Origin of the sequence: Halorubrum saccharovorum DSM 1137, from assembly GCF_000337915.1 — an archaeon.
Taxonomy (GTDB): Archaea; Halobacteriota; Halobacteria; order Halobacteriales; family Haloferacaceae; genus Halorubrum; species Halorubrum saccharovorum.
Window position 1 is genome coordinate 1 of the sequence record NZ_AOJE01000038.1, and the last position, 18,829, is coordinate 18,829.

At 61.6% G+C, this 18,829-nt stretch carries 22 protein-coding genes; 8 read left to right on the forward strand and 14 right to left on the reverse strand.

Annotation, left to right across the window (positions count from 1 at the left end; translation table 11 throughout):
- Both C471_RS17910 and C471_RS08535 read left to right on the forward strand, forming a co-directional pair.
- Positions 1 to 233 (forward strand): hypothetical protein (locus C471_RS17910; RefSeq protein ID WP_004048210.1); only part of this gene is annotated, 233 nt, incomplete at its 5' end.
- 52 nt (positions 234 to 285) lie between these two features.
- Positions 286 to 753: a hypothetical protein gene (locus C471_RS08535; protein ID WP_004048212.1), complete on the forward strand. Its 468-nt coding sequence runs from the start codon at positions 286 to 288 to the stop codon at positions 751 to 753.
- A gap of 38 nt (positions 754 to 791) precedes the next feature.
- On the opposite strand, the gene C471_RS08540 is transcribed toward C471_RS08535, so the two are convergent.
- On the reverse strand, positions 792 to 1,337 hold the full coding sequence (locus C471_RS08540; protein ID WP_004048214.1) for a metal-dependent hydrolase: 546 nt from the start codon (positions 1,335 to 1,337) through the stop codon (positions 792 to 794).
- A gap of 113 nt (positions 1,338 to 1,450) precedes the next feature.
- Positions 1,451 to 2,197: a hypothetical protein gene (locus C471_RS08545; RefSeq protein ID WP_004048215.1), complete on the reverse strand. Its 747-nt coding sequence runs from the start codon at positions 2,195 to 2,197 to the stop codon at positions 1,451 to 1,453.
- A gap of 677 nt (positions 2,198 to 2,874) precedes the next feature.
- Between C471_RS08545 and C471_RS17915 the strand changes: the two genes are divergently transcribed.
- Positions 2,875 to 3,399 (forward strand): hypothetical protein, encoded by a 525-nt coding sequence (locus C471_RS17915; RefSeq protein ID WP_204365930.1) that lies wholly within the window; start codon positions 2,875 to 2,877, stop codon positions 3,397 to 3,399.
- A gap of 527 nt (positions 3,400 to 3,926) precedes the next feature.
- Here the strand turns inward: C471_RS17915 and C471_RS16975 are convergent.
- The 10 genes from C471_RS16975 to C471_RS08580 form a co-directional block, all read right to left on the reverse strand.
- Entirely contained in the window at positions 3,927 to 4,514 is a 588-nt protein-coding gene (locus C471_RS16975) for a hypothetical protein (protein WP_152421849.1), read from the reverse strand.
- Positions 4,515 to 4,673: 159 nt separating this feature from the next.
- Complete coding sequence (locus C471_RS08550; RefSeq protein WP_049909154.1) at positions 4,674 to 5,459, reverse strand: DNA cytosine methyltransferase; 786 nt, start codon at positions 5,457 to 5,459, stop codon at positions 4,674 to 4,676.
- Complete coding sequence (locus tag C471_RS08555) at positions 5,459 to 5,842, reverse strand: hypothetical protein (protein ID WP_004048218.1); 384 nt, start codon at positions 5,840 to 5,842, stop codon at positions 5,459 to 5,461. The genes C471_RS08550 and C471_RS08555 overlap by 1 nt, the downstream gene beginning before the upstream one ends.
- Positions 5,843 to 6,514, reverse strand: coding sequence for a hypothetical protein (locus C471_RS08560; protein ID WP_004048220.1), 672 nt, complete (start codon positions 6,512 to 6,514; stop codon positions 5,843 to 5,845). It lies immediately after the preceding gene.
- Positions 6,514 to 7,095 (reverse strand): hypothetical protein, encoded by a 582-nt coding sequence (locus C471_RS08565; protein ID WP_004048230.1) that lies wholly within the window; start codon positions 7,093 to 7,095, stop codon positions 6,514 to 6,516. Before C471_RS08565 ends, C471_RS08560 begins: the two co-directional genes overlap by 1 nt.
- A gap of 147 nt (positions 7,096 to 7,242) precedes the next feature.
- Positions 7,243 to 7,371: a hypothetical protein gene (locus C471_RS18190; RefSeq protein WP_004048231.1), complete on the reverse strand. Its 129-nt coding sequence runs from the start codon at positions 7,369 to 7,371 to the stop codon at positions 7,243 to 7,245.
- A 155-nt stretch (positions 7,372 to 7,526) separates the two neighbouring features.
- Positions 7,527 to 8,402 carry a hypothetical protein gene (locus C471_RS08570; protein WP_004048232.1) on the reverse strand — a complete coding sequence of 292 codons (876 nt, stop codon included), beginning with the start codon at positions 8,400 to 8,402 and terminating at the stop codon, positions 7,527 to 7,529.
- A 114-nt stretch (positions 8,403 to 8,516) separates the two neighbouring features.
- On the reverse strand, positions 8,517 to 8,645 hold the full coding sequence (locus C471_RS18195; protein WP_275039937.1) for a hypothetical protein: 129 nt from the start codon (positions 8,643 to 8,645) through the stop codon (positions 8,517 to 8,519).
- The gene (locus C471_RS08575) at positions 8,642 to 9,382 is read right to left on the reverse strand and encodes a hypothetical protein (RefSeq protein ID WP_004048233.1); all 741 of its coding nucleotides are present in this window, start codon (positions 9,380 to 9,382) and stop codon (positions 8,642 to 8,644) included. Before C471_RS08575 ends, C471_RS18195 begins: the two co-directional genes overlap by 4 nt.
- A 144-nt stretch (positions 9,383 to 9,526) precedes the next feature.
- The gene (locus C471_RS08580) at positions 9,527 to 10,294 is read right to left on the reverse strand and encodes a hypothetical protein (RefSeq protein WP_004048234.1); all 768 of its coding nucleotides are present in this window, start codon (positions 10,292 to 10,294) and stop codon (positions 9,527 to 9,529) included.
- A gap of 250 nt (positions 10,295 to 10,544) precedes the next feature.
- On the opposite strand from C471_RS08580, the gene C471_RS16295 reads away from it, so the two are divergent.
- Positions 10,545 to 11,033 (forward strand): type IV pilin, encoded by a 489-nt coding sequence (locus tag C471_RS16295; RefSeq protein WP_004048235.1) that lies wholly within the window; start codon positions 10,545 to 10,547, stop codon positions 11,031 to 11,033.
- A 52-nt stretch (positions 11,034 to 11,085) separates the two neighbouring features.
- Here C471_RS16295 and C471_RS08590 read toward each other — a convergent pair whose 3' ends face one another.
- Positions 11,086 to 11,496 carry a type IV pilin gene (locus C471_RS08590; RefSeq protein ID WP_080505555.1) on the reverse strand — a complete coding sequence of 137 codons (411 nt, stop codon included), beginning with the start codon at positions 11,494 to 11,496 and terminating at the stop codon, positions 11,086 to 11,088.
- A gap of 142 nt (positions 11,497 to 11,638) precedes the next feature.
- On the opposite strand from C471_RS08590, the gene C471_RS08595 reads away from it, so the two are divergent.
- The 3 genes from C471_RS08595 (at position 11,639) to C471_RS08605 (ending at position 13,275) form a co-directional block, all read left to right on the forward strand.
- Positions 11,639 to 12,310, forward strand: a complete 672-nt coding sequence (locus tag C471_RS08595) for a hypothetical protein (protein ID WP_049909155.1) — start codon at positions 11,639 to 11,641, stop codon at positions 12,308 to 12,310.
- Between the two features lie 143 nt (positions 12,311 to 12,453).
- On the forward strand, positions 12,454 to 12,903 hold the full coding sequence (locus C471_RS08600; protein ID WP_004048238.1) for a hypothetical protein: 450 nt from the start codon (positions 12,454 to 12,456) through the stop codon (positions 12,901 to 12,903).
- A gap of 126 nt (positions 12,904 to 13,029) precedes the next feature.
- On the forward strand, positions 13,030 to 13,275 hold the full coding sequence (locus C471_RS08605; RefSeq protein ID WP_004048239.1) for a hypothetical protein: 246 nt from the start codon (positions 13,030 to 13,032) through the stop codon (positions 13,273 to 13,275).
- A gap of 3,452 nt (positions 13,276 to 16,727) precedes the next feature.
- On the opposite strand, the gene C471_RS16980 is transcribed toward C471_RS08605, so the two are convergent.
- Entirely contained in the window at positions 16,728 to 17,219 is a 492-nt protein-coding gene (locus C471_RS16980; RefSeq protein WP_152421850.1) for a hypothetical protein, read from the reverse strand.
- A 733-nt stretch (positions 17,220 to 17,952) separates the two neighbouring features.
- Between C471_RS16980 and C471_RS08615 the strand changes: the two genes are divergently transcribed.
- The coding region (locus C471_RS08615; protein WP_004048241.1) for a ParA family protein at positions 17,953 to 18,829 on the forward strand (877 nt) is incomplete at its 3' end.

Sequence of the window (18,829 nt, forward strand, 5' to 3'; positions counted from 1 at the left end):
CGCCGAGTGACCGCGTCCGCGTCTGGCGCGTCGTCCCGAAGGTCGTCCACCCCGACGCCGAGGTCGACACGTCAAAACTGGAACCTGAGACCGGGCTCACGCAGCGAGCGGCACGGGAGCTTGCGAATGAGCGTAACCATGCAGGCGTTCCGCGACCGACCATCGAGTGGGTCGCAGAGCCGACGGAGCGGATCGTCGATCGGGGTTCCTTGCTGACAGCGTTCCGGGAGTGAGTACTTTCACACTCACCTGAACACTTTTTGTTCGTACCGTCCGAAATCCTGTATGCGAAACAACGAGTTTCAGGAACGGGTTCGTGAGGAGTGCGATCTCCCAGAGGGATGGCAGGTAGCGCCGTACACCGACTTTGGATTTGAGGTGTCATCGTTCGACGGCGAGACTGAGACACCGCGAGCACTGGAGATCACTGCCGAAGACTTAGTCGTCGAGATCGTCATACGACACCGCGACATGCCGGGACGGATCGAGGCATTGGAGATGAGCCAAGGCGAAACCCCAGAGAAGCCCTATCTAGAACTCCCCTCGACAGTTGGCGTTCTCCAATTCTATGATGAGGACGTGGAACACGCAGTTACGGCTATCAACGCGCTCGCTGACCGCGACGTGCTAGACAAACTCGCTGAGAAACGGGATTTTGTGGAACGAGACGAACAAATGGGCGTCCTTGAGGCAGTCGAGGAAGTAGCGGGAATCGATCCGACAACGGTCACTTCGACCACAGACTCGATATAGTTCTCGGGATGATCCCGCCTTTCTACACTGATAACCCGTCAGCTATCCCCAATATAAACGTGAACGGCGACACCCACGGCGAAACAGGCGCCGATCGCAAGGGCAGTAATAGGGTCAAGTGAGAGCCGAGACCGCAACAGTACACCAACAACTAGCCCACCGAATATTCCGAACCCCAATGTGTGCGTAATCCCACGGTGGGTCAGTATTTCGTCAACACCGTAGCCGAGCAAATTTGCAGTCCCGACCCCGACTACTCCGAGCACGACTAGTCCCACGGGCTGAATTAGATCAGCTCCAATCCCTGTTGACCGCACAACCAACCCTCCGATGAACTGACTGACGTTGGGGTTAATCACTCCGAAGTAGACCGCACCCAGTGGGACGGTTATGAGGAGGAGCGCTCCTAACCACCGTCTCGGGATTGAACTGTGAATGTCAATATCCGGAAGGATGCTACCCAGCAGAGTCAGTGATACGGCGATTCCCGTCAGTTGCATGCTCTGACCCGTGTATAGCATCCCGCCCCCAACGACAACACTTGCGACGACGCCCAGGATAAGATGGCCCCTGAAATTAGTCATATCTGGTGGTCGGCGTATGCTAGGTTAATAGTTAGTAAACCGGACTGAAAGTGGGAGAGAACTGCAAGTCTACAATCAACCTGCCGCATCGAGTTTCTACCCGATCTTCGTCATCAGTCTTCGCCGTCGTCCTCGACGAACGCACACAACGCGTCATCCTGCCGGACCCACCGCAACCGAACGCTCCCGGACTCGCGGAGCTGTTGTTCGACGCCGAGCACGCCCGCGATCGAGGCGGCGTTGAACTGCCGCTGGGAGTTACCCGGCCCAGCGAGGTTCACGGCGACGCTGTTCCGAAGCTCCTCCGCCGGGGTGTCGGTCGGCGTCAGCACCATGACCGGGCGCCCGTCGGCGCAGTCCATCGTCACTGCGGCGCGATCGTACTCCGTCCCGAGCCCCAACTCTTCGCCGGGGACGGTTGGGATCGAACCCGTCACCTGCGCGTACTCGTTATCGCTGCGCTCGACGCGATTCAGCGACGTGGTGTAGGGTCGCTCGCCAGCGGCGCGGAACAGGTCGACCGCCCGCTCGGGTTCCCACTCCGGGATCGACGCGTGGATCGTCACGTCGTCACCGGGATCGCACCGGACTTCGTCGGCGTCGGGCCACCCCACGCCGAGGCCGACGATCCCCCACGTCTCTGCGAGGAAGCGAGGGAGGTGGAGTTCCGTCTGGCCGGTCGAACTGGACACGGCGGCCGACATGGTTCGCATCGAGTCGTCGTCGACGCCGTCACCGAACACGATATCGAGGCCGAGCCCGTCGCCGGCGTCGGTGTCACACTGGACGCGAAACTCCGTCCGGCGGCCGTCGCGATCGAAGATACTGATCGCCGTTGCGAGTTTTTTCGGGAGGGTCAACCGGACACTCCCACTGGTAAGTCTAATCGAGGTCATGGAGATTGCGAGCATCGTTGTGGTCACCTGCGCTTTCGCGTGTCTCGGGATTCTTTGGCTGGTGGTATAATAGTTACTATGCACAAATGGATTAAGACATTAGGGAAGCTATGGCTCCTACTCGTTCTATTACTGAATTTTATAATGTATCGCTTACTATGTTCACATATGGGTCGGAAAGACGATACTCCAGAAGTACGAAAACAAAAAGAGTGTGCGCAGGCAGGTTGTGACACTCCAATTGGGAGAGAACGCACCTACTGCGCAGCACACCGAACCTGATATCTCTTGTATGGGTGGTTATCAAGATGACGAAAATATTGTAGCTAATCAGAAACAATGTTCAAAATCTGGTTGTAAAACTTCAATTGGTAGAGAACATAGATATTGTCTCAAACATCGGAACTGATAGACCGTATGAATGTAAACTGGCATTACGATATGTATGACTGATGATGACGATCTCGGATGGGAAGCTCTCCAGAAAGCCTGTCTAAAATCAGGGTGTGATACAGCTGTCGGTAGAGAACACGACTACTGTTTCGCTCATAGAGATTAATTCTAGTATATTGATTTCTCCAACTGAATTATCAGTGGGTCTCATTCTACTTTTTGTTATAGATCATGTTCTAATCCTTTGGATGAATCCGGCAACCATAGTAGAATCACCAAGTAATGAGAACTCAATGGAGATTGTTGACCATAGTGCTGGGAGGTCTATCGCGATCTTCTCAGTCGTTCTTGTTGTTATTCAATCCACATTGGGTGGGGATACACCAACTTACTACGAAACAATAGCTTTGACCACGCTAACGATAGCTGCTGGATTCTTAATCATTACATTTGTTTTGGAATTGTTTGCTGATCTCAAAATACTTCTTTTCAGAATACAGCTTACGTCGCTTCGATATTCCGGATTACTACTGTTTCTCGGTCTCTTCCTACTGCTAAAATCTAAATCTATACCAAGTATACTGCCGAACACATTTGGGGCATTTGTGGGAATAGCATGGCTGATATGGATCATTCATGAAGCACATTACATCTTAAAAACACAAAGAAAAGACTGGAATATTAGGAATATATCACGGACAGATTGGCTCCGATCTTACATCGGTAATTTGATTAATCGTGCTCTGATCGCCATCCCCACTGATTCGGAGTGAACACACGATGCCAGTTGTCTGTGTAATTGTGTGGTACTACTCCCATCCGTCAATCGACTCTAGAGTACGGACGGAACGGAAGCAGGGCAGTTCGACCCGTAGATGAGGACCAAACCCACTCTAAGATTGAATGACCTTGTCTAGTCCCCGATTTCTCGTGCTCTAAACTCCCAAGCCATTCCCCAGGCAACCAGACAGATAATGGACCAGAAAAACACCGACCATGTCCATTCAGAGGTTATTGAAGGAGCCTGATACATGGCGAACAGTCCCCCGCCCCAAAATATCATTACGCCCATAGTTATCGAGGGATCCATAGCTTCCAATACCGTCGAGAATTTCTGAGCCAACCATTCAAATAGCCCCATTGATTAGTTCCATTATCTGATTTATATCGTTCTAACTAATGTTTTTCCTTTAAGTACAGTAGTACAGGCACATACGTAGAGTGAGTAATTGGGAAGTAACGACCGTACAGAGAAGTTCCGGTGCAGCGTAAAGAAACTTCTACCGGATTCATCGATTGATTACAGTTTAGCGAACTCTTCGGGCGACCACGTATCTGTCTGTGTTTCTTCGAAGCCACAATTCCGACAGTCCATATCTCGTTCACCGTGAATAATGTCTTGAGCGTTTTCACGCATAGTGCGGCCAGTTTTCCGAATCTCCATGGGCCGAAAGGCGAACCGCTCATCACAACGCGGGCAACGAGCCTGGGTATCTGTCTGTAGGTAGGCAATGGGGAAGGCTAAGAGTATTGCTGACACGAATCCGATACCTATCAGTAATTGAGACTGTGAAGTGTCAACAGACGGGCCATACATCGGATTAATCATCCAGATGAACGCTAAGAACCCAATACTTCCTGTTCCTAAAAGTGGGCTCAATAACTTAAATTCCGAAATTGGGAGGTTAGCGACCCACTCACAGACATCAATCCAGAAATTTTGCGAATTGGGATCCGAAATCACCGTCCCACCTTCACTCTGATGATAGTGCTGATGGATTTCGTTGCTTTGCTCTATGTTCCCGCCCGCAGCCAGATTATCCATCTGGTTCTGATTATCACCCGTGTTGGCGTTCGCATTCCCTGAATCATTACCGTTGGATTGCATGATTACGATTTTCACGTCCACCATATTATACGGTTCGCCAGCGGAGTGAAATTGAAGTCGCTCGGGCACCGGTGACTTAACCAATTTAAGGACTACGTCTACGACAAGTGTGAGCGGTCGATCTGCAGCGTGTGGCGGAGGTACTTTCGGGACGCCATCCTACACTCCTCCCCCGAACGAGCCGAGGTGCGCGTTCCCACCGCCGGCGCCGCGCTTCCGGTACTCGACGTTGCCGCCGGGCACCTCGATCGCGGGCAGTGTCGGACAGTGCGACAGCACGTACGCAACGTACTTGCCGGGGATCGCCGCCCGAATCTCGGTCTTGTCCCACTCCGTCGCGAAGTGCGTCCCCTTGACGCGAGCGTACGCTTTCTCGCCGACGCTGTCCATCGGCACCGTCTCCTGGTCGGGACCAGCGCGGACGGACCACTCGGGGAGGTCGAACGAGGTCTCGAACAGGCGCCGATAGACGTAGCGCTCGCCGAACGCGACGCCGTTCAACGCGACCGGATCGCGGAGGTCGTCACACCCGACGACGTTCTCGATGACGTACTCGCGACCGAGGGACGTGAGGTCGCGCACACCGAGGTCCTCGAACGTCGGGAAGACCGCCTTCGGGTCGTCGTAGTGGACGTGCGAGGGGCGGGCGTACGCCTGACAGGGCGGCGAGAGCCACACCAGGTCGACCGGCTTGTCGAGGCCGAGCGCGTCCAGCGTGAGGTCACAAGCGTCCATCTGCCGGAAGTCGCCGGGGTAGCGCTCCGAGTAATCGGTCTCGTCAACGCCGCAGAACCACCCGTCGACGTGAGGCGCGGTGAACAACTCTCGGAGGGCATACCCGACACCGCCCGGTCCGGAGAACACGTCGAGGACGCGAATCTCCTTCTGGTCCGGCGCTGCGAGCTCCGCGAGCTCGTCGACGGCGTACTCTCGATGAGACTCCATCAGGGCCACCCACCCGAGAGGGACGCCTGTTCGTCGTCGCCGGCGGACGGCTTCCCGTCCTCGACGCGCCGATCGCACTCGCGCTCCCGACACGACGATCGGTTCACCTCGATCCGGTCACAGAGCCGGTCGACGAATCGCGCCGGGTCAGGCGCGTCGGCGTCGAACTGGCTGAGCGGGGTGTAGTCGCCCTCGGTGATCCGGACGCTGACGAGCGCCGCCGCCCACCCGACGACCTCCGGGCCGACCTGCGTCACCGGCGGGGTATGCTCGGCCGAGCAGGTCCAGAACCGAATCCCGTGGGTCGGGTAGACCAGTTCGAGCGTGCGCCCACACCCCGGACACGCGCCACCCTCACGGTCGGGAACGTCAACGTCGACCATTCACGCCCACCCCTCGATCGACGCCTGTTCCGCGCTGCGCTCGGGTTCGATCGGCTGTGTCTCCTCGGTCGCCTCTTCCAGCCGGTCGAGGTAGTGCCAGTACTGATTCTGGAACACGCTCGTCGTATCCGCTGAGTCGAACCCCTGCCGGTAGGCCCACACGAGCCCGTCCGCACCGCCGGGACACCCGACGTGCGTCCGGAGGTCGTGTTCGTCCGCGAGTCGAATAATCTCGGACGCGTGCGCTCGCTTCCAGCGCGTCGTCCCGCCGACGAACACGCCTTGACAGCCCTCGATCGCCTCGAACTGCTCGGCGATCGGCAGGCCCGGCTGGAGGACCCAGTAGCGCATACACTGGCCGGAGCCGACGCCCATCGAGCGGTCGTAGAGCCACTCCTGGTGTCGCTGGATCGTCGCCTCGGCGGCACCGTACACGTCCGGCAACACGAGAAAGTCGGGGCTCCGCGGCATCTCGATCAGCGCGCGCTCCACGGTCTCGACCCACGCATCGGGATCGAAGTGGTCCGTGAACGCACCATTGTCCAAAAAGTACGGGGCGTCGTGCGGCGTCATCTTCGCGGGCGTCCACCCGTAGCCGTGCGAGTGCGAGGGCGCGTGCTTCCGCGCTCGCTTGAGGTTCTCCGGGCTCGCGCCGGTGTAGTAGAGCCGCATTACACCCACCCCGTGTACGGCGCCGCCCACGACTCCCGAACGCACCCGACGCGAACGAGGTCGCCGACGGGGTAGTACACGGCCGCGGTGCCGTCGTCGCGATCGTGTCTCTCGCCGGTGAGCCGATTGGCGTCGACGGCCGCCCGGAACGCCTCCACGTCGATCAGCCACGCGCGATTCAGGCGGTCGCCGTCGCGAAGCCCGAACACGATATCCCGCGGGAAGAGCCCGGACTCATCAATCCCCGCCGGGACGCGGTCGGATTCACACGGCGTCGAACACCCGTTCTCCACGCGCCAGGAGAAATCACGGCGCCCGGCGACGTTCGGCCGGACGCGCTCGCCCACGGGCAGGATCGCGTCGTCCGTATCGACGAGCCAGTCGACGCCGGCGTAGTCGAGAAACGTCACCGGGTCGTACTCGCCGCCGGTCTCATACGCGCCGTCCTTCGCCGTCTCGACGGAGACGATCGACACGTCCTCGACGCCGTACCACTCGCGGAGCCGCGCTCGCACGTCGCTCGCGACGCTTCCGGCGGCGTCCTTGCGGTGCTGGTCGAAGCGCCGCGCCGCGTCGCTCATGCGGCCCCTCCGGCCTGTTCGACAGCGTCCGAGCTGCGATACTGTAGCGGACATAGGGGGTTGTGCATACGTGGTCACCTGCGCGCCGGGTTTCCCCGGCTTCATGCTCCGGCGCGGAGTCGAACCGCGCTCACCCGCCCGGCGGAGTTACCACGTGTGACCGCAGGCTGGACACTCCCGCATCGGCGCGAGCGTGTCGAAGTACGTAATCTCCTTCTCGTCGTGTCCGCAGTTCGGACACTCCACGTACTCGCCGGAGACCGTCCGTGTCGCCATCGTCACGCACCCTCCTCGTGAGCCGTGGTCACCTTACGCGTCCCCGAATCGCCACGAGTCGCTTTCGCGCTCATACAACCCACTCTCTCACGCACTCACTTATATTTTACTACGTAGAATAGACTTCTAATGATCTCCAGCCGGCGGGCTCGTGCTCACAGATCGATGCCGCGTGTCCCGTCGCCGATCGCGTCGCCCGGTTGCACGTCCGTCCCTCCGAGTCGATCGTCGGGGAACCGTAGGTACTCGCCCACGCCGTCGCCCCACTCGGCCACCGATCGCTGTTCGGTCTTCGGGATCGGAATCTCGATACTCGGACAGTGACCGAGTACCCACCACACGTACTGCCACGGGATCGCCGACCGGACGGACTGCGTCCCCCACTCCGCGGGCACGTCCTTCGCGTCGGCAAGCTCGCCGATCGACTGATCGTCACGCGTGTCGATCGCCACGTCGGGATCGCCGGCGACATAGGCGTCGGGCACCTCGAACGTCGTCTCAAAGTGCCGCGTGAGGTCGTACGACTCCCCGAACGCGAGTCCGTTCACCCGGCAGTTGGCGTCGAGGTCGCCGACGGCAGTCGCCCGCGGGACGTTCTCGATGACGTAGTGCGCGTGGTGGTCGAGGAGCCACTCGCGAAACCCGTCGGGGATCCGCGGATTCGCCTCCAGTGCTTCCTCCTTCGAGCCGTAGTACGTCGCCGACAGCGAGGAGTAGGCCGTACACGGCCACGACACCCACGCCACGTCGGCGATCGCGTTACTCTCGAACGGCAGGTGTTCGGCACCGGTCTCCTCGAACGGGCTGATCAGGTCGGCCTGTACGAACGAACCGGGATATTCGTCGCCGTACGGCTCGTTATCGACGCCGAAGTACATCCGGTGGGGCAGCCACTTCTGGAGCGCCTTCCCGACACCGCCCTTGCCGCAGAAGTAGTCGGCCACCTGGTACCGCCACTCCCGACTCCACGTCTGCGGCCAGTGCGACCGATCGAACCGTGGTGTCTCACGGAGGTACTTTCGCGACGCCATTCAATCGTCCTCGTTGGTAGTCATGTGGTCACCTGTGATCCGGTTTCCCGGCGTTACCACTACCTCTCTCATGGAATTACTTATAACTTACTACGTAGAAAAGGCGTAACTACACTATCGATGCACGACGACGAGCCGCGTCGCAAGTCGCGCGGACATGATCGCCATGAACGCCCCGACGAACGACAGGATCGCCGTCACGAGTAACACGGCCCACCCGAGTGAGACGATCCCGGCGATCATCGGCTCGCTCGTTCAACGCGTTCGAGACGCGTACAGGCGCCGGAGCGCTGCCACGTCCCATCGAGCCCGCCGTCGGGCGTCGCGAGGTGGAGCGCGTCCTCACCGGTCGCCGTCCGGTAGGTCAACACGCGGATGCACTCGCCGTCGGCGTCAGTGTCGAGAAAGACGTGCCGGGCGCCGGCGAACAGCTCACTCGCGACGGGTGGGCTGTCGTCGACGCGGTCGACGGTCGCGAGCACGCTCGCACGCTCCTCTCCGGCGACGCGGACGCGGTCGCCCGACGAGAGGTCACGCGCCGTCTGGACGGCCGTGAGCCCACCATCCGGCTGGAGGCGCACCCGTCCCCCGCCCGTCCGCCGGTCGCGATCGACGCGCACCCCGGCGGGAACGCGGAACACGCGCTCGTCACCCCTGTCGTCAACCTGGACGCGACTCGTCCGGAACGCCGGCCGGAACGTCGATCCGTCCCACCGGTCGATCCGCACGTCGGGGAGCTTGGGATCGGACTCGGCAACAAGCAGGTACGTCGTGCCGTCTCCCTCAGCGCGGACGCCCTCGACGCCGAAGTCGCCGATCTGGTGTAACACGCGAAGCGACAGGTCCAGTGGCGCGACCCGCACGCGGTCGTAGCGCTCGGCCTGCCGGAGCGTCGCGATCGCCGCCGAGCGCCCACTGATTTCGCTCTCAGTCTCCGTGTCTGTACGCCCTCGCGTCGCCGTCTGGCTCTGGTCTCCCATGTGTGGTCACCTGCGCGCTCGGGTTTCCCCGAGGGCTACCTGCACCAACACACGCACCCGACATAAATATTACTATGCAAAGTAGGAGTATATCGGACGCTCGAAACGGAGTGTCGTGAGGTATCGCCGTCGACAACAATTGCGTTAGGAAAGGCCGAGTTCGCGGGCGGCGTCCGCTGAAATCGTCACTGCGCGATCGCCGACGGACACGTTGCCGTCGACAGTCTCGCCGATCAAGTTGTGGAGGTCTTCGAGATACGATGCCGGTCGTTCTTCCTGGATGCGCGTCGTCGCCTTCGTCTCGAAGTGCGCCCCGCGGTGGGCGACGTACACCTCGACGAAGCGCCGCCGGATCGACTCCGGACTCTCCCACACAATGGTGGGGACGGCGTCGAGTGCCGTCTTTGCACCGTGGGGAGCGCCCATCGCGACGAGACACCGACCGAGCACCGAAGCATCGGTAGCTGGGTACAGTTCGGTCGCACGTCCGTCACTCTCCGCATGGCGTTCATTCGTACCGACGCCGACCGCCGCGAAGGCCTCCTCGATCGTCGCGTGGTCGATGCGCCGGCCGGTCGAGATCGCGGGGACGAACGTCTCGTTGATGCTGCCGCCCGCGAGGATGTGCGCGAGCAGCTCGACGAGCGCACCGGCCATGTCGCAGTCGGGATCGAGCCACCCGTTCGCGCTCGCCGTCTCGATCCCACGGACGGGATCGGGCTTCCCGCCATTGAGCCAGCCACGGACGCGTGCGGGCGGCAGTTCGAGCGCGTTTCCGACCGCCGTCCGCCCGGCGTTTGGGTGTTCGGCGGCGTACGCCTGCACCCGCTGATAGTCCTCGACCTTCTCCCACGGATCCGGATAGACCCGGTCGGAGTAGGTCCGCGCGATAGACCGCGCTGTCGGTTCCATATGCTGTATGTTGACAGGATGAGAGATACGTCTTACGGGGTGATTCTCAGACAAGAGATTTGGGACGGTGTATTTATACCCGAGCCGCGGCTTTTTGGAAACATACCAACGGACAAGCGAAGGTAACGGCGGGATGGCTACCATCCCACCACCTTGGGTCTGCAAGTGAAGGGCCTCGAAAGGCACCTGGAACTCTGTCCCCGAGGGTCGTTAACCTTCGTATCTGTTTCGTTGGCGATACAACGAAATCATGAACTTCAAAACAGCGTTTCAGGACTCTGACCGTGCCGTCAGCCCCGTAATCGGGGTTATACTCATGGTCGCGATAACCGTGATTCTGGCGGCCGTGATCGGTACATTCGTGCTCGGACTTGGTGACCAGCTCGGCGACAGTACGCCGCAGGCGTCATTCGATATCGATGGCGTGGACACGGCCGGCAACGGCACAATCGATGTATCGAAAACCGGCGGGCAGGATTTAGCCTTTAGCGACCTCCGTGTTGTCGTTGAGACTAATGGGTCCAGCACAGAGTACGACTTGGCCGAAATCAGTGCTGAAGACAACTGGCGAACGGCCGACACAGCCGTAGTTAATGCCAATGACACCGAACTAACTGTCAGAGGTGGTACTGCCACTGGAACTGGCTACGTAAACATCGGCCCTGGTGACGACATTACGGTAACGATCGTCCACAAGCCGAGCGGTGGAACGGTCGCCCGTCCGACCGCGACGGCCTAATCCGGCCACATTCCGTTTCTAAAAATTTTCACACCCGACCGCCGAGACCCGTCTATTCCTCGCTCCGGAGTAACACCTCCTCACCGCCGTACGCCCCGGAGTGAACAACGACGATCGTGCGGTTCGAGCCCGCGGCGTCGACGGTAACGGAATCGCCGGGCGTCACCTCACCGTACTCGCCCCAGCGCTGGGACTCGCGCACGTCGCCGTCGATCAGGAGCTCGTCGGCCGGGACGGCGTCGCCGCCCGTGTGCGTCACCTCGACGCTGTCGGCGTTGTACGACACCGTAAACTCGGCGTCGACCTCCGTCTCCTCCATTTCGGCCGTCTGATCGCCGACGATCTGCAACACGAGCGTGCCGGCGGCTGCCGAGATAACGACGGTAATTGCGATCATCAATACGACACCGATGACGGGGCTGACACCCCGATCGGCTTCGCCAAAGCGCGTGTGTCCTACCATTGTGGTCACCTGTGAGCCGGGTTTCCCCGACTCGATTCAACAATACCGGCGTTGCCACTTAATATTTACTATGTAGAATAGACTTGGAGAAAAAGTCTACTCTACATAGTAATATTTATGTGGGTAGCTCTTCTTTGTGTAGATGCGCACGGGCGAAAGCCCGACGCGCAAGGTGACCACGATGGAAAACCAACCGACGACGAACGACGCACCGACCCTTCCGAAAGCACCGGAGTACGAGCTGCCGTACGATCGCGACAGTGTCGCGGTCGAGAGCGCGAAGCGCTCGGGCTACTACGGGATCATGTACGCCGGCAACTACGAATGGGATAACCAGACGTGTACGGCCGAAGCATACGGCGAGTACGACGCCGACGCCCGTCCCGGTGAGCGGCACCGGATGATCAACGGCCAACCGCGCCGGTCGCTCAAGTTCCACACGACGTGGATGGACGCCGACAAAGCGGAGCCGTGCCTAAGAGAAATCGGGTCGTACAACCGCTTCGACGGCGACGTGACCGCGGACGCACTCGACGACCTGCCGGACGCTGCGAAGGTCGTTGTTGGCCGCGAGTCATCGCCCGTCATGTACGTGTGGACGGTCGACGCGCCGGCCGTGTACGACGTGTTCGACAACCTCATCGTTGACGACACCGTCGACGACCCGGACGCGATCGTGCCGGCGACGGACCACCGGCCGAACGAACTCGGCGGCGTCCCGAACGCCGACACCTTCCCGGTCGCGACGGTCGGGAAGAGCCGGGGCGACCTCGACACCGGCGTTCCCACCCTCCTGAGAGCCTGGTGGGATTAGGCGGGTAACGCACCCGTTCCCACCGGCTGCGGTCTCATTCTTTGGAGATTGTGCAAGTCTATTATACATAGTAACAACTAAGTAGAGTCCGCCCGTTGTGTGAAACGCGCGAGGGCGAAAGCCCGACGCGCAAGGTGACCACGATGGAATCCAACCAGACGCCGACCGACGACGACACAGATCGCACTGACCGACTCGCCGAGCTATTGGACGCGTTCGACGCCGACGCGGAGACCGTCACGGACGCGTGGGAGGGCGCCGCGATTTGCACGAGCTGGGGCTACGGGCAAACGCAGGTGAACTTCGCGCAGATCGTCGAAGTCTCGGACTCCGGGAAGACCGTGCTCGCCCGCATGGTGCCGGCGACGGTCGAGACGCGATCGAATGGGACGGAGGGCGTGGTTCCGGACGGCGAGCCCTACGGCGAGTCGTTCCGACTCCACGTCCGCAGCAACGACCGCGGGCCGTCGTTCCGCGGCAGCTACCCGTACATCGACGGCGATCCGGAGACCGGCACGCGCCTCGACTCGTTCCTCCCGGCCGCTGAAAAGACCGGGACGTACCACCGAACACCGTCGAACCGCGGGCACTGACGCCGCCCCGTTCGATCCCGCCGCGTTCCTCATTCTTTGAAGTTTGTTCTACATAGTAATATTTATGTAGGGTCCGACCGTTGTGTGAGGTACGCGCGGGGAAACCCGACGCGTACGGTGACCACAATGGGACGAGACATTCCGGACGACATGGACGAATCGACAGAAATCACCCACCACGATCAGGGCGTGAGCTTCGAGGTCAAGCTCCAGCACGGTAGCGCGAGCGATCGAACGACCGTGAAGGCGAAGCTCAAGACGGAGTCCGAGGCGGAGTTTGAGGAGAAGCGCGACGACTTCCAGAACGAAGTGCGCGACGGCGCCGAACAGGCGCGCGACCACCACGAGGAGGTCTTCGGCGACGACGACTGAGGCGTCGATCCTCGCACACGTTCCTATCGTATAGTAACGTGCGAACGCGCCGGTCGCCGATCCGCGGCGCCGGCGTCTCGCCGCGATATTTTCACCCGCTGGCGGAACGACTATAACACGCCGCCGAGACCTGTCAGTCGCTGATGCACATACGGCACAACCCCCTTACGCAGAGGCAGCCGTCGCGACCGTCCCTCCAATCCGCCGACCAGCGAGGGCGCACATGACCACCCGGTTCGAGCGCGTGTTCGCGATCGGGTGCGCGCTCCTGCTCGCCGTCTCGATGACGGCCGCCGGGCTCGGGATCGCGGCGGCGCCCGCGGCCGCACAGAGCAACACGACCAGCACGGCGACGGTCGCCGACGGGTTCGAGGCGTACGAGGTCGGCGCGAGTAGCCCCGGCCCGTGGACGGCGCCGAGCGGCTCCTCCGGCAACGCGATCGTCGGCGAGTCGTTCCTCGGCGATCGCTCGCTGGAGGTGACGGACTCGGACGGCGCCGCGATCTACGACGGCGCGACGGTCGACAGCGACGACGCCGTCATCCAGACGGTCGTCCGCGGGACGAACGCGGGCGGGTACATCGAGTTTGGTGGCGTCACGCTCGAAGTGAATACGGGCGAGTTTACGAACCGACTCCGGCTCACTGACGGGACCGACGAGACGATCGTCGACGGCGCCGCGCCGACGGCCGGCGAATGGACGAACGTCGAGCTCGTCGCCGAGAACGGGAATCTCTCCGCGACGACGTGGGCGGTCGGCACGGACAAGCCGAACACGTCCGATATCGAGCTGTCGGGCGTCGACGCCACGGGCGATCTGGAGGTCTCCACCGTCAACACGGACGACGTGCTCACCGTCGATCAGGTATCCGTGCAGCCGTACTCGACGCTCGGCAGTCAGACGGTCTCCGGGACGGTCACCGACCAGTACGGCGAGCCCGTGCCGAACGCGACCGTGCAGGCCGTCGGCGTCACGAAGGGTGCCCTCGACGGCGACGACCTGGAGGCCGAAGCCGACGCGCTCCTCGACGATCTTTCCGACCCGCTGCCGGACGCCTTCAACGCCGACGCCGACCTCGGCGAGCGGTACGCGAACGCCGACGGCACCTACGCGGCCGTCCACCCGGCGAGCGCGTGGAACCTCGGCGGCGTCACGCTCGGATCGGACGCCGTCTCCTCCTCAGTCACCCCGAGTCTCGATACGCCCGACGTGGTCCTCCCGGCGGACGAACGCCTGATCGTCTCGACGTGGGACGCCGGCGCCACGGGCGGGACGCTCTCGCAGGACGGCGTCGATAGCTCACTGCCGGGTGCGACGACCGCCGACTCCGTGGTCATCGAGCAACTGGGGCCGACCGGCGAGACGACACACACGCAGACGGTCGATCCCCAGCCGCTCGTCGAGGTGACGGCACTGGCGAACCTCGGCGCGAAGACCCACGAGGGCGCCGTCGTCGACCTCCCGCCGGGTATCTACCGCGTGCATCCGGAGGGCACCCCGGAGACGCCGGTCGTCGTTGCCGTCGGCGAGCCCGCAGCGCTCGCGAACACGATCGAGACGGACCTCCGTGACGACGCCGACCGACTGACGGCGCGCGCCGACCGGGTGCGCGGGCTCGCGAGTGACGGTGCCGTGACGGACCTCGCGACGGAGACGAACGCGACCGGCGCGTACTCGCTCTCGGTACCGAGCGGCGTCGAGGCCGTCCACCTACAGGCGTTCGGCGTCGACGGCGACACGCAGGCTGTCCTCGACACGGACGCCGAGAACGCGTCGCTCGCGGACGTACGCGACGCCTACAGCAGTGGATACAACGGCACGCTTTCGCTCTCGACGACGCCCGTCCGAACCACCCCGCCGGACGAACAGGCGGATCTGACGGTCCAGCGCCTCAACGCCCCGCCGGTTGCGTCGCCAGACGCGTTCGAGGCACGACTCGACGCATGGGCGAACGACACGCTCGACACCCGGCTGTCCGACCTTGTGCCGACGATCGCCGACGACCTCGCCGGCGACGAGCTGTCGAACGAGAACCTCACGGCGCTCCACGAGGATCTGGACGCGCTGCGCGAGCAGAACGAGGCGCTGGACGCCCGCCTTCGCGAGCGTCTCGACGACCCGATCGAGAATCCCGGAGAGGCCGACCGAGAGGCGCTCCGTGAGGAAGTCGCCGCCATGCAGCGCACGGTTGCGAGCCTCCAACAGACGATCGACGCGGAGACGGGCGAGACCGATCTGTCGGATGGGACGCTTGCGTACGAGACCGTGTTCGACGCCGCGATCCCGGCGGAGGCCGTTGCGGTCACGGTGACCTATGGGGATGGAACGACTGAGCGAATCGGCGACGAGTACGTGACGGTTGAAGAGGGCGGGATCGGCCCACTGTCGTCGACGACCGTCACGATCGAGGAGTACCCCGTTCCCGACGGGACGGAGGTCGCGGACGTACGCGTGCAGGTCGCTGGCGCGGACGCGCTCGGCGAGAGCCGCGACCGCGTCGCGAGCGCAGCGCTCGATAGTGACCNGGTCGCTGGCGCGGACGCGCTCGGCGAGAGCCGCGACCGCGTCGCGAGCGCAGCGCTCGATAGTGACCTCGCGTCACTCGACGCGATCACGGTCTCGACGCTCGATCCCGGCCCGGACGACCGCGTCACGCTCGGCGTCGACGCCGGCGACACCCAGACAGAGGTCGTCGACGTGGCGGCGCGCAACGCCGCGGGCGACCCCGTGGAGGCGACGGTCGAGAACGGGCAGGCGACCGTGCATACCGACGGACAGGGGATGCACACGATCGCGCTCACGTACGATCAGGCCGGCGTCGAAGTGACGGAGACGCTCCGCGTCGAGGCCGGCGCCACGGGCGGATCGACGCCCGCGACCGTCCGCATGGCCGAGGGGCCGAGCGGGACGTACGCGATCACGTCCGGGCTCGCCGGCGCGACCGTTGACCGCAGTGGCGACGAGCTGGCGATCGAGGCGCGTGCCGAATCTGGCGAGTCGCCGGCGGCGGTCCACGTCCACCCGCAGACGGTCATGAGTGGTGAGACGGACACGCTCGCGATCGACGTGGTGCAGGCGGACGGCGAGACCACCCTCGACCGCCACGCCTCGGTGTACATCCATACGACCGGGCTCGCCGACGACGCGTTGCTCTGGCGGGGTGACGCCCCGATCACGAGGGCGGGCGACACGCAGTACGGGGAGGTCCTCGATCGCGGCGACGGGAAGCGCGTGGTCTCGACCTATACGGATGCCGACGGCCGGGTGACGGTCGATGTGCAACACGAGCCGACCGCGCTCGACCGCGCACAGCACTGGACGGCCGCCCGGTCACCGGTCGATATTTCGGGGCTCTGAGGGTAGGAAAAGATCATGTCACGACCCTCGAAGGAGATACATTCCCACCGGCGGTTAATTCCTGACACCTTCCTTTGAGTAGAACTAACAGAGACTAATCAGCATTAGAGCGGTTATCTACCTCCTCTTCGACCACTTCTTCCGGCCGTACGCCGAATTTATTGATAATAAGGATACCGTAGTATATTGCCACAATCCACGCCAGTAACGCCAATATTTTGAGACCAAGGGGTGCCGGGACTCCTAGAGGGGAAGAGAAAACTACACTCCCCAAATCTAGAATTTGAGTGGAGTATGCCAAGACCCAGCCAAGTGCCCCTGCTGCAGTGACTTTGACGGTTCGTCCATGCGCATTCCGGTAGGTATGGGCCTCGTACATCTTCTTGCTCCAATTTCGAACTTTCTGTGTAGAGTCCTCCCCGTCATTATTTTGAGCAAAAGATTGGAACGCGACTTCCGATTGTTTAAGATAGTCCATAACAGGTTTCTGGTAATATTCCGCAAAAGCGAACGCACCTGCAACAAGGGTAACAGCCGGTGCGAGACCAGCAATGACGAGTGTATCAATAGCAGAAGAGACAGTCATAACTGATCGAGTCCCATCTCATCTTCGTCCTCATTATCTTCTGTGGATGTTAGGGCAGCACCGATCAGACCTCCAACGACAGCACCCGCTGGTCCACCAAGAGAAAATCCTAGAGCTGCTCCACCACCCAACCCAAGTACTTGCCGTTGATCGTCGGATAGATCATTATCCGGCTCTAACCCAGTACCCTCACATCGGGAACAATCCTCGACATTTCCATTTGCAAATGATGTTCCACTCCCGCCACATTTCTCACACTTATCGGGTAGGTCTGCCGGATCGGGTGATTGGTTTGCCATTCTAATTCTTGTTTAAATTCGAACATCCTAACAACATGAAGCCATTGATGAGTTCACCATCTATTGATCAGGTATGGCTACTGGTTGGGAGGACGCAACAACCCATCATCTGAGTCGGACTAATAGAACCGATCCCACCCCTCCGTTTCCACTGCGAATGTGTGACGCTCTGACAGGGTTGTCACCGCAATCCTCTTTATCCGGCGGTGACTCCTCTCGTCTAGAGCCCGCTGCCGCCGGTGCTTCCGTTGTGGTCACCTGCGCGTCAAAACGCAACACAACTCTTTCAGCGCACCGTAGTGGGGCGGGTTCACTTTCACACTCCTGAGCGACAGCGCTCGCACCGTTTCCCCCGCTATTCCTGAATCCGTGTCGACGACGGTTGTCGCCACTATCTTTATGCGGTATCGCTATCGATACCGTAATCGATACCGATGGATACGTTCACGAACAGCGGGCTACCGTGGGACGACTACGGCGCGCTTCGCGACGAGAATCTCGGGGCGTACGTCCCCGACGACGAGACACTACGGGCGGTCGCGTTCGTCGATAAGGGCGGGACCAGCAAGACGACCTCACTTGCGCACATGGGCGTTGTCGCCGACCAGGAGCTCGGACTCGACACGCTGCTGATCGCGCTCGACGGGAAGCAGAACGACCTCGCGACGCACTTCGGGATCGAGGGCGACGACCTCGACGCCGCGACGCGCTGGCCGACGATCGCGCAGGCGTTCGCGCCGAACATCGACCAGATCGACGAGCGCCTGCGCTCCGAAGGCGACACGGACGACGGCGTCCTCGCCGACCTCGCGGTGCCGACGGGCGAAGGCCCGGACCTGATCCCCGCGAGCGAGGAACTGGACGGCGTCGACAAGTCGCTAAGCGATATCGACGACCCGGCAGAACGGTATTCGTTCCTCGACGACTTTCTCTCGCAGTACGTCGACGATCAGTACGACCTCGTGTTGATCGACGTGCCGGGTAGTACGTCGAACGTCGCGGCGAACGCGCTCTGGGCGACGAAACACGTGTTCACGCCCGTCCGACCGTCGCCGCTGGATACGAAGCAGGCGGCGAAGATCCGCGCGGAAATCAACGAGAAACGCGAGCGGCACGACTTCCTCTCCGACCTCGAACTGACGATGGTCGTGCTGTCGCAGGTGAGCTCGCAGACGAAGGCCGGACGGTACTTCCTCGACCAGTTCCGCGAGGCGTTCCCGGTCGAACTGTCGCCCGTCCCCGTCCGGGATTCGCAGGCCGTCATCAACGCGCAACTGGAGCGCGAGACGCTGTTCGCACACGACTCCGACC

Bases quoted from the DNA above. Each gene is read 5' to 3' on its own strand.
- C471_RS08575 (WP_004048233.1), bottom strand. From the start codon at position 9,382: ATGGGAGACCAGAGCCAGACGGCGACGCGAGGGCGTACAGACACGGAG.
- C471_RS08570 (WP_004048232.1), bottom strand. From the start codon at position 8,402: ATGGCGTCGCGAAAGTACCTCCGTGAGACACCACGGTTCGATCGGTCG.
- C471_RS08595 (WP_049909155.1), top strand. From the start codon at position 11,639: ATGCGCACGGGCGAAAGCCCGACGCGCAAGGTGACCACGATGGAAAAC.
- C471_RS08565 (WP_004048230.1), bottom strand. From the start codon at position 7,095: ATGAGCGACGCGGCGCGGCGCTTCGACCAGCACCGCAAGGACGCCGCC.
- C471_RS16295 (WP_004048235.1), top strand. From the start codon at position 10,545: ATGAACTTCAAAACAGCGTTTCAGGACTCTGACCGTGCCGTCAGCCCC.
- C471_RS08600 (WP_004048238.1), top strand. From the start codon at position 12,454: ATGGAATCCAACCAGACGCCGACCGACGACGACACAGATCGCACTGAC.
- C471_RS16975 (WP_152421849.1), bottom strand. From the start codon at position 4,514: ATGCAATCCAACGGTAATGATTCAGGGAATGCGAACGCCAACACGGGT.
- C471_RS08535 (WP_004048212.1), top strand. From the start codon at position 286: ATGCGAAACAACGAGTTTCAGGAACGGGTTCGTGAGGAGTGCGATCTC.
- C471_RS16980 (WP_152421850.1), bottom strand. From the start codon at position 17,219: ATGACTGTCTCTTCTGCTATTGATACACTCGTCATTGCTGGTCTCGCA.
- C471_RS08540 (WP_004048214.1), bottom strand. From the start codon at position 1,337: ATGACTAATTTCAGGGGCCATCTTATCCTGGGCGTCGTCGCAAGTGTT.
- C471_RS08560 (WP_004048220.1), bottom strand. From the start codon at position 6,514: ATGCGGCTCTACTACACCGGCGCGAGCCCGGAGAACCTCAAGCGAGCG.
- C471_RS17915 (WP_204365930.1), top strand. From the start codon at position 2,875: ATGAATCCGGCAACCATAGTAGAATCACCAAGTAATGAGAACTCAATG.
- C471_RS08590 (WP_080505555.1), bottom strand. From the start codon at position 11,496: ATGGTAGGACACACGCGCTTTGGCGAAGCCGATCGGGGTGTCAGCCCC.
- C471_RS08580 (WP_004048234.1), bottom strand. From the start codon at position 10,294: ATGGAACCGACAGCGCGGTCTATCGCGCGGACCTACTCCGACCGGGTC.
- C471_RS18195 (WP_275039937.1), bottom strand. From the start codon at position 8,645: ATGATCGCCGGGATCGTCTCACTCGGGTGGGCCGTGTTACTCGTGACG.
- C471_RS08555 (WP_004048218.1), bottom strand. From the start codon at position 5,842: ATGGTCGACGTTGACGTTCCCGACCGTGAGGGTGGCGCGTGTCCGGGG.
- C471_RS18190 (WP_004048231.1), bottom strand. From the start codon at position 7,371: ATGGCGACACGGACGGTCTCCGGCGAGTACGTGGAGTGTCCGAACTGC.
- C471_RS08605 (WP_004048239.1), top strand. From the start codon at position 13,030: ATGGGACGAGACATTCCGGACGACATGGACGAATCGACAGAAATCACC.
- C471_RS08550 (WP_049909154.1), bottom strand. From the start codon at position 5,459: ATGGAGTCTCATCGAGAGTACGCCGTCGACGAGCTCGCGGAGCTCGCA.